Here is an 8,402-nt window from a genome sequence, read left to right as displayed (position 1 = left end):
GTGGCCGTGCGCCTGGCGCGGCTGGACGCGCAGCTCACCGACGCCGAGCGCGCCAGGGTGGTGACCGAAGCCGGCGGCCTGGGCCTGAAGGAACTCGCGCGAGGCATTGTGCAGGCGCTGGACCCGCGCGAAGATCGCTCACCACAGGAGGCCGAGGCCGCGCTGCGCCATGCCGTCAAGCCGTTCTCCAACCCCACGCTGCGCACGCTGATCCTCACCCTGAAGCAGCAGAGGGAACTGGTGATCGACACCGTCACACAGGATCGCCTGATCGGGGCCGATTTCTCCGAAGCCGCGCGCGAGCGCGCGCAGGGTATCGTGCAGAGTTTCGAAGCCTTCATCGCCCAGCACCGAGACGAGATCACCGCGCTGCAGATCCTCTACAACCGCCCGACCAAGGCGCCGCTGAAGTTCGAAGACCTGAAGGCGCTGGCCGACACGCTGCAGGCCCCGCCGCACCTGTGGACCGAAAGCCAGCTTTGGCAGGCCTACGCCGCGCTGGACAAAGGCAAGGTCAAGGGCGCGCGCCGCCGCCGCATCCTGACCGACCTGGTCTCACTGGTGCGCTACGCGATGCACCAGGACAACGAACTCGTGCCTTACCCCGAAAAGGTCATTGCCAACTTCAACGCATGGCTGGCGCAGCAGCAGGCGGCGGGCAAGGGTTTCACCGACGAGCAGCGCTGGTGGCTGGAGAAGATGGCCGAGCACATCGCCAGCAACCTCGGCATCGAGGCCGAAGACTTCGGATACGCCCCGTTCGATCAGCGCGGTGGGCTGGGTCGCGTACATCAGCTCTTTGGTGCCGAGCTGCCGAAGGTGATCGATGAGTTGAATCGGGAGTTGGTAGCGTGAGCGCTATGCTTGCAGAAGTGGTCGGGCCGGTGCCCATCGTGCCTCTGTCCGAGATGGCAGACCTCGTTCGCGGTGTCTCGTATCCCAAGGCGGACGCGCGCGAGGAGCCTGCGCTTGGTTTCGTTCCGGTGCTCCGTGCAACGAACATCCAGGACGCGAAGTTGGTCCTCGACTCCGATCTGGTCTTCGTAGCGGAGCGCAATGTCTCTGCCGATCAACTTCTCCGCCCGGGCGACATCGTTGTCGCCACGTCGAGCGGAAGCAAGCACCTCGTTGGCAAATCGGGTCAGCTGCCAGCGGCTTGGCAAGGCTCCTTCGGCGCCTTCTGCGCGACGATTCGTCCGCGACCTGGCATTCACTCGCGTTACTTGGCGCTGTTCCTGCAAGCGCCCTCCTACTGGCGCCAGATTAGCCAGAAGGCGCTCGGGGTGAACATCAACAATCTCCGGCGCGGTGACTTGGAGTCGCTGGAAGTTCCGCTTCCTTCGCTCGCTGTTCAGGCGTGTATCGTCGCCGAACTCGAAAAGCAGTTCTCCCGCCTCGACGAAGCCGTCGCCAACCTCAAGCGCGTCAAGGCCAACCTCAAGCGCTACGAGGCCGCCGTGCTCAGGGCTGCGGTCGAGGGCCAGCTGGTCCAAACAGAGGCCGAACTGCGGGACCGCGAGGGCGAGAGCTTCGAAACCGGCAGCCAGCTACTCGCGCGTGTGCTCCTGGAGCGGCGTCGCAGGTGGATAGGCAAGGGCATTTACCAAGAACCGGCAGCCCCAGGAGTCGAAGGGCTGCCGCCATTGCCGGAAGGCTGGGCATGGGCCAGGCTGGATGCGGTCGCGGCGCTGAAGGGCGGCATTACTGTCGACAAGAAGCGCCGTGATTCAACGGCGCGCTCGGTTCCGTATCTCCGCGTCGCGAACGTGCAGCGCGGGTACCTTGATCTGGACGAGGTCAAGGAGATCGAGGCGCCGCAAGCCGATGTCGAAGAACTCCGTCTTCAGCCGGGCGACATCCTCTTCAACGAAGGCGGCGACCGAGACAAGCTCGGCCGCGGCTGGATCTGGGAGGGCCAGCTTGCGGAGTGCATCCACCAGAACCATGTCTTCCGCGCCCGGCCGTACCTGGCCGAGGTTTCAGGGAAGCTCATCTCCTGGTGGGGCAACACGTTCGGCAAGGACTACTTCCTTCGTGAAGGGAAGCAGACCACGAATCTGGCCTCGATCAACATGACGAAGCTGTCGCCCTTTCCGGTACCCATCCCTCCGGCTACCGAGCAACGCCGGATCGTCTCCGAAGTCGACCGCCGCCTCTCCATCGTCCGCGAGGTCGAGGCCGAGGTCGACGCGAACCTCAAGCGCGCGCAGGCGCTGCGGCAGGCGGCCCTTGCTCAAGCCTTCGCAGGCTGAGTCCCTTCCACTGAACATCGACGATCGACCAACACGCCATGGACTCCAGAACGTTCTCCGTGCAACAGGTTTACCAGGACAGGCGGCAGTACCGCGTTCCCTTCTACCAACGTCCGTACGTATGGAACCGAGAGGATCAGTGGGGGCGGTTGTGGGAAGACATTCGCGACAAGGCCGATTCACGCCTGTCAGGTGGAAAGGCTGTGCCTCACTTCATGGGTGCAGTGGTACTAGAGCCACAGAAGAAGCCCGGCCTCCTTGGTGTCGAGAGATTCCACATCATCGATGGCCAGCAGAGACTCACGACGCTCCAGTATGTGCTCACGGCCGTCTGTCACGTGCTCCGCGAACTCGGCCAAACAAGGCTCCTGCCATTGATCGAAGGTTGCCTCGTGAATCCGAACCCGGAAACGATGGAGGACCGGGAGATCGAGTACTTCAAGCTTTGGCCTACGTTCCGTGATCGGAAGCAATACGTGGATGCGATGACCGCTGCCACGATGCAGGACTGGCGGGAGAGGTTTCCTGAGAGTTTTACCAAGGCCGGTTGGCTGAAGAAAGTGGGCGTGGATCACCCGCCCGCTCTGGATGCAATCTACTTCTTCCGCGAGTCGATGCTGGAGTGGGTCAACGACACCAGCGAATCGGATGCAGCGGCCCGGACATTGGCACTGGCCTCCGCAGTGCTGACGGACCTCTCAATCGTCTGTATTTCGCTTGGCGAAGAGGACGACGCTCAAGTTATTTTCGAGACCCTGAACGGACATGGTGCCGAGCTACACGCAACCGACCTCATTCGCAACTTCATCTTCATGAGAGCGGGCAGCGATGCGGACCAGCTCTACAGCAGCCTGTGGAGCCAGTACGAGTCGGCACTTTGGTCTGAGAGCCAGTCTCGCGGGCGCCTGAACCGACCGCGACTGGAATGGTTCGTGCAAACTGCGGTGCAGGCCGAGACCGGCGATGACATCGACATCGGCCGGCTGTACGCGGGCTACCGCCGATGCGTGGACTCGCAGGCTTCACTCTTCGGTGCGAAGGCGCAATTAGAGTTTCTGAATCGGTTTGCGGACCCGTACAAGGCGCTGGCGACCGGCGCGGGACTGTCTCCGATCGCAGTTTTCGGTCGCCGCGTTGCTGCGTGGGATGCGTCGCCAACGCACTCGCTGTCGCTGCGTATCGCCACGTCGGGATTGGATGACACCGAGCAGCAAACCCTCTTCGACATGATCGAGTCGTACTTGGTACGCCGCGCAGTCTGCGGTCTCACGCGCAAGAACTACAACAAAGTCTTTGCCCAACTTCTGAAGAAGCTGATGGACGGCGGAGGCGACGTGCGTACTCTGCAAGCTCTCTTGGCCGAGCCGGCGGGCGACGGCTCACGTTGGCCACGCGACGAAGAGTTTCGTCGGCACTGGCTTGACGGGGCGATTTACCCAGGCCGGCTGGACGCCGCCAAGCTGAGGGGGATGTTCCATCGCTTGGAGACGGTCATGCGATCTGAGCGCACGGAGGAACGTGTGCCTCTGTCGCTTGATGCGCTCGACATTGATCACATCCTTCCGCAATCGTGGTATGCGCACTGGGGCATCGCAGATGGACTCAAGGTGTCTGAGGAACAGGCGCGCGAGGCTGTCTTGCTTGACCTCGCGGGGCAATCGCTCGAACCATCGGCCGCCGCCGCTGCGAAACGCGAGCGCTACGTCAGTCGCATCGGTAACCTGACAATGGTTCACTACGGTGTGAATCGTTCGCTGCAAAACCACGCGTTTGCAGCGAAGCAAAAGGCATTCTTCGAGCATTCACACCTCCAGCTGAATCGCGCGCTCACCGCCGTACAGACATGGGACGAGGACGCAATCCAAGCTCGTGGCGAGAAGTTGTTCGAGTTCGCGCTCAATCTTTGGCGCGGTCCAGCGTGAACCGCGACGGCGCTGCTGGCCAAGGACGGCGATACGCTGTTCGACCACTACCGCTACTGCTACTCGGTGGAAGTGCTGGACAAGCCACCGGGCATGCTGGCGCTGATCTTTGCGGCGCTGTCGCAGGCAGGGCGACGGCACCGCCCAGTTTGCGAACTGTCGTGTCGCTGATACGACATTCGTGCCTACGCCCATGAACACCGAAACCCTCCTCCAGCGCCTCGATCTCGGCGAAGACCTGGACGTCGAGTTCAAGCTCGCCGAGGGCGGCCTGCCCAAGTCGCTGTGGGAGACAATCTCCGCGTTCGCCAATACCGAAGGCGGCACGGTGGTGCTGGGCGTCGCCGAGAAGGGCGAGAAGCACGAGATCGTTGGCGTGCGTTCGCCCGGCAAGCTGATCAAGGCCTTCTGGGATGGGCACAACAACCCGCAGAAGTTCAGCCCGGCCATCTGTACCGAGAACGACGTGCAACTGGTGCCGATCGATGGTCGCGAACTGCTGCTGATCCGGGTGCGCCGGGCGGCGCGCGCGCAGCGACCCGTCTTCGTCAACGGCAACCCGCTGACCGGCACCTGCAAGCGCAACTTCGAAGGCGACTACCACTGCACCGAGGCCGAGGTGCGGCAGATGCTGCGCGACGCGAGCGACGAGCCGCAGGATGGCATGGTGCTGGAAGGCTTCGGTCTCGAAGACCTGGATGCCGAGTCGCTGAAGGCGTATCGTAACCGCTTCGCCTCGCACGAGCCGGACCACCCGTTTCTGGCGCTGGATGATCGCGCGCTGATCGAGCGGCTGGGTGGATGGCGTCGCGAGCGGGTGGGTGGGCGTGCGGGGCTCACGCTGGCTGGGCTGCTGATGTTCGGCAGCGAGCGAAGCCTGCTCGATGCGTTGTCGCACTACCACCTGGACTATCAGGAGCAGCTCTCGGCCGATCCGGAACAGCGGTGGAGCCATCGCATCACCGTGGACGGCAAGTGGGCACCGAACCTGTTCAACTTCTACTACCGCGTGTACCCCCGCCTGGTGGGAGGGTTGGACGTACCGTTCAAGCTCGACCCACAGGCCACGCGCATCGCCGAAACACACGTGCACGAGGCCCTGCGCGAGGCCCTGGTCAACACGTTGATCCATGCCGATCACCAGTCGTCGCGGCCGATCACGGTGATCAAGCGGCAGGACGCGTTCGTCTTCTTCAACCCGGGGCGGCTGCGCATCCCGCGTGAGGCGCTGTACCAGGGCGGCGTGAGCGACCCGCGCAACCCCAACGTGCAGAAGATGTTCCAGATGCTCGGCTTGGGGGAGAAGGCAGGCTCGGGCTTCCAGAAGATCCTGCGCGCGTGGCGCGAGCAGCACTGGATGATCCCGCTGGTGGCAGAGAACCCGGCGCTCGAGATGACGCAGGTGTGGTTGCCGCTGGCCAGCATGATTCCCAGTGACGTGGAGCAGGAGTTGCGCGCGATCGTCGGCGACGCTTACCGCGGTTTGGACGAACTGGGCCGGGTGATCCTGATGCTGGCGCACCGCTTTGACGAGATCGGCAATGCCGACATCCAGCCGTACCGGGCTGAACATCCGCGCGAGATCGGCGTTCGGCTAAAGCAGTTCGTGGACGCCGGCTGGTTGGAGAAGAGTGGCCACGGCAGAGGAACTCGGTATCGTTGGCCGAAGCAACGCAGTGCCGATTTGTTGGTGGATGCGGGCGGAGGCCCTCCGAGCTCCCAACATTCGGATGCCAGCTCCGAACAATTGGCTGCCGACTCCGAACATTTGGAAGCCGGGTCCGAACATTTGGGGTCCGAACAGGAGGCGCGTCTGGCAGCACTGGCTGCGCCTATGCGTGAGCTGGGCAAGATGCCCAACAAGGCGCAGGCGGAGCAAGTCATCCTGGCGCTGTGTTCTCAGCAGTGGCTGACGCTTCGAACATTGGCCCGGCTGCTCGATCGCGCCCCGGACTCGCTGCGCAACCACTATATCAACCCCATGCTGCGCGACGGTCGGCTGCGCGCTCGCGTCCCTGGCAAGCCCAACCATCCGGGGCAGGCCTACAAGACGAACGAATGAACACTTCCACCCTCGTCCAGAAGCTCTGGAACTATTGCAACGTCCTGCGCGACGACGGCATGAGCTATGGCGACTATGTCGAGCAGCTCACCTACCTGCTGTTCCTGAAGATGGCCGACGAGCGCAGCCGCCCGCCGTACCGCCAGCCGAGCCCCATCCCCGCCGCCTACGCCTGGCCCGCGCTGCTGGCCAGGGACGGCGATGCGCTGTTCGACCACTACCGCCACACGCTGGAAGAGCTGGGCCGGCAGCAGGGCACGCTGGCGCTGATCTTCGGCAAGGCGCAGAACAAGTTCCAGGATCCCGCCAAGCTGCGGCGCGTGATCGTCGACCTGATCGACGCCGAGAACTGGTCGGCGATGGGCGCCGACGTCAAGGGCGACGCCTACGAGGGCCTGCTGGAGCGCAACGCGCAGGACATCAAGTCCGGCGCCGGCCAGTACTTCACGCCGCGCGCGCTGATCCAGGCGATGGTGGACTGCATCGCGCCCAGGCCCGGTGAGCTGATCTGCGACCCGGCTTGCGGCACCGGCGGCTTTCTGTTCACCGCGCATCAGTACCTTACGCAGCACAACCCCAACCTTACGCGCGACGAGAAGCGCCACCTCAAGGAAGGCGCCTTCCGCGGCTGGGAGCTAGTGCAGGCCACCGCGCGCGTGTGCGCGATGAACCTGATGTTGCACGGCATCGGCTCGGAGAAGAGCGTGCCCGTCAAGGTGGCCGACGCGCTGGCGGCCGACCCCGGCGAGCGCTTCGACCTGGTGCTGGCCAATCCGCCCTTCGGCAAGAAGAGCAGCACGATGATCGTCGGCGAGGACGGCAGGACCTCCACCGAGAAGGACATCGTCGAGCGCGACGACTTCTGGGCCACCACCAGCAACAAGCAGCTCAACTTTGTGCAGCACATCAAGACGCTGCTCAAGCCGCACGGCCGCGCCGCAGTGGTGGTGCCCGACAACGTACTGTTCGAAGGCGGCGCCGGCGAGACCATCCGCCGCAAGCTGATGCACGAGTGCGACGTGCACACCCTGCTGCGCCTGCCGACCGGCCTGTTCTACGCGCAGGGCGTCAAGGCCAATGTGATCTTCTTCGACAGGAAGCCGGCCAGCGAGACGCCGTGGACGCGCAAGCTCTGGATCTACGACCTGCGCACCAACAAGCACTTCACCTTGAAGACCAACCCGCTCAAGCGCGCGGATCTGGATGAATTCGTCGAGCTCTATCACCCGGCGAACCGACACCAGCGCCACTCGACGTGGAGTACCGACAACCCGGCCGGGCGCTGGCGCGTATACGAGTACGACGAACTGATCGCTCGCGACAAGGCCAGCCTGGACATCTTCTGGCTCAAGGATGAGAGCCTCGCCGACAGTGACAACCTGCCGCTGCCGGAGGTGATCGCGCAGGAGATCGTGGATGATCTGGAGGCGGCGCTGGAACAGTTTCGGCTGATTGCGGCAGACTTGAATGGCCAGACGTCGACGGACGGAGAGGCGTAGGCAATGCAGACGCTATTGGTCGGCCTGGACGCGGCATCGCAGTTCGAGAATTTCGGCTACGCGTTGGGCAGCCTGGTCGATGGACGTATCGAAGTGGACGCACACGGCCTCCTGCGTACCAGGAACGGGCCGAACGCCTTGAAGGATGTCATCGAGGATGTCATCGCCCCACGGCTGCGTGACGCCGAACGGGCGCTTGTCGCCATTGATGCTCCACTCGGGTGGCCCGATGCACTGCCACCTGCTCTGGCCCGCCATTAGGCTGGTGTGCCGTTGCGATTTGAGAAGTCCGAACTCTTCCGCCGAGAAACGGACAGGGTCGTCGCAGCGGAAATCGGCAAGACGCCGCTGGAGGTCGCTGCCGACAGGATCGCGCGGGCGGCGCACAGTGCTCTGGAGGTCTTGGGGCTCCTCAGAGAGCACTCGGGAAAGCAGATTCCACTCGCGTGGTCGCCAGAATTCGAGAGCGTCGCTGCGATCGAGGTCTATCCGGGCGCGACGCTCAAGGCGCGTGGTCTGGAGCACTCGGGATACAAGAATGCGAGCGATGACGAGAAGGCTGTGCCTTGACGCTCACGAAACCTGACCCTTTTTCGCTCACGAGAATGGATCCATCGGAGGCACAGGTGGTGGTCTGTGCGCGGCTTCAGGCGAGGGTGAAGGGGTT

Annotated in this window: 7 protein-coding genes; all 7 read left to right on the top strand. The window is 63.6% G+C overall.

Annotated elements, in window-relative coordinates:
• Nucleotides 1–855, top strand: an 855-nt coding sequence (locus NFW30_RS18400) for a type I restriction-modification enzyme R subunit C-terminal domain-containing protein (protein WP_295372450.1), incomplete at its 5' end; no start/stop codon positions are given.
• A 5-nt stretch (nt 856–860) separates the two neighbouring features.
• The gene (locus NFW30_RS18395) at nt 861–2,252 is read left to right on the top strand and encodes a restriction endonuclease subunit S (protein ID WP_295353413.1); all 1,392 of its coding nucleotides are present in this window, start codon (nt 861–863) and stop codon (nt 2,250–2,252) included.
• Nucleotides 2,253–2,290: 38 nt separating this feature from the next.
• Entirely contained in the window at nt 2,291–4,174 is a 1,884-nt protein-coding gene (locus tag NFW30_RS18390) for a DUF262 domain-containing HNH endonuclease family protein (RefSeq protein WP_295353130.1), read from the top strand.
• Nucleotides 4,175–4,367: 193 nt separating this feature from the next.
• A complete protein-coding gene (locus NFW30_RS18385; protein ID WP_295353129.1) occupies nt 4,368–6,236 on the top strand; it encodes an RNA-binding domain-containing protein in 1,869 nt (622 codons plus the stop codon).
• Nucleotides 6,233–7,735 (top strand): class I SAM-dependent DNA methyltransferase, encoded by a 1,503-nt coding sequence (locus NFW30_RS18380; protein WP_295353410.1) that lies wholly within the window; start codon nt 6,233–6,235, stop codon nt 7,733–7,735. Before NFW30_RS18385 ends, NFW30_RS18380 begins: the two co-directional genes overlap by 4 nt.
• Nucleotides 7,736–7,738: 3 nt before the next feature.
• The gene (locus NFW30_RS18375) at nt 7,739–7,996 is read left to right on the top strand and encodes a hypothetical protein (protein ID WP_295353126.1); all 258 of its coding nucleotides are present in this window, start codon (nt 7,739–7,741) and stop codon (nt 7,994–7,996) included.
• A 12-nt stretch (nt 7,997–8,008) separates the two neighbouring features.
• The gene (locus NFW30_RS18370) at nt 8,009–8,305 is read left to right on the top strand and encodes a DUF429 domain-containing protein (RefSeq protein WP_295353123.1); all 297 of its coding nucleotides are present in this window, start codon (nt 8,009–8,011) and stop codon (nt 8,303–8,305) included.
• The last annotated feature ends 97 nt before the right edge of the window (nt 8,306–8,402 follow it).

The organism is Accumulibacter sp. (assembly GCF_023806635.1).
Classification (GTDB): domain Bacteria; phylum Pseudomonadota; class Gammaproteobacteria; order Burkholderiales; family Rhodocyclaceae; genus Accumulibacter.
Note: the sequence above shows the minus strand (reverse complement) of the source record. Positions and strands in the feature narration are given on the sequence as shown.

Bases quoted from the DNA above. Each gene is read 5' to 3' on its own strand.
- NFW30_RS18395 (WP_295353413.1), top strand. From the start codon at position 861: ATGCTTGCAGAAGTGGTCGGGCCGGTGCCCATCGTGCCTCTGTCCGAG.
- NFW30_RS18390 (WP_295353130.1), top strand. From the start codon at position 2,291: ATGGACTCCAGAACGTTCTCCGTGCAACAGGTTTACCAGGACAGGCGG.
- NFW30_RS18385 (WP_295353129.1), top strand. From the start codon at position 4,368: ATGAACACCGAAACCCTCCTCCAGCGCCTCGATCTCGGCGAAGACCTG.
- NFW30_RS18380 (WP_295353410.1), top strand. From the start codon at position 6,233: ATGAACACTTCCACCCTCGTCCAGAAGCTCTGGAACTATTGCAACGTC.
- NFW30_RS18375 (WP_295353126.1), top strand. From the start codon at position 7,739: ATGCAGACGCTATTGGTCGGCCTGGACGCGGCATCGCAGTTCGAGAAT.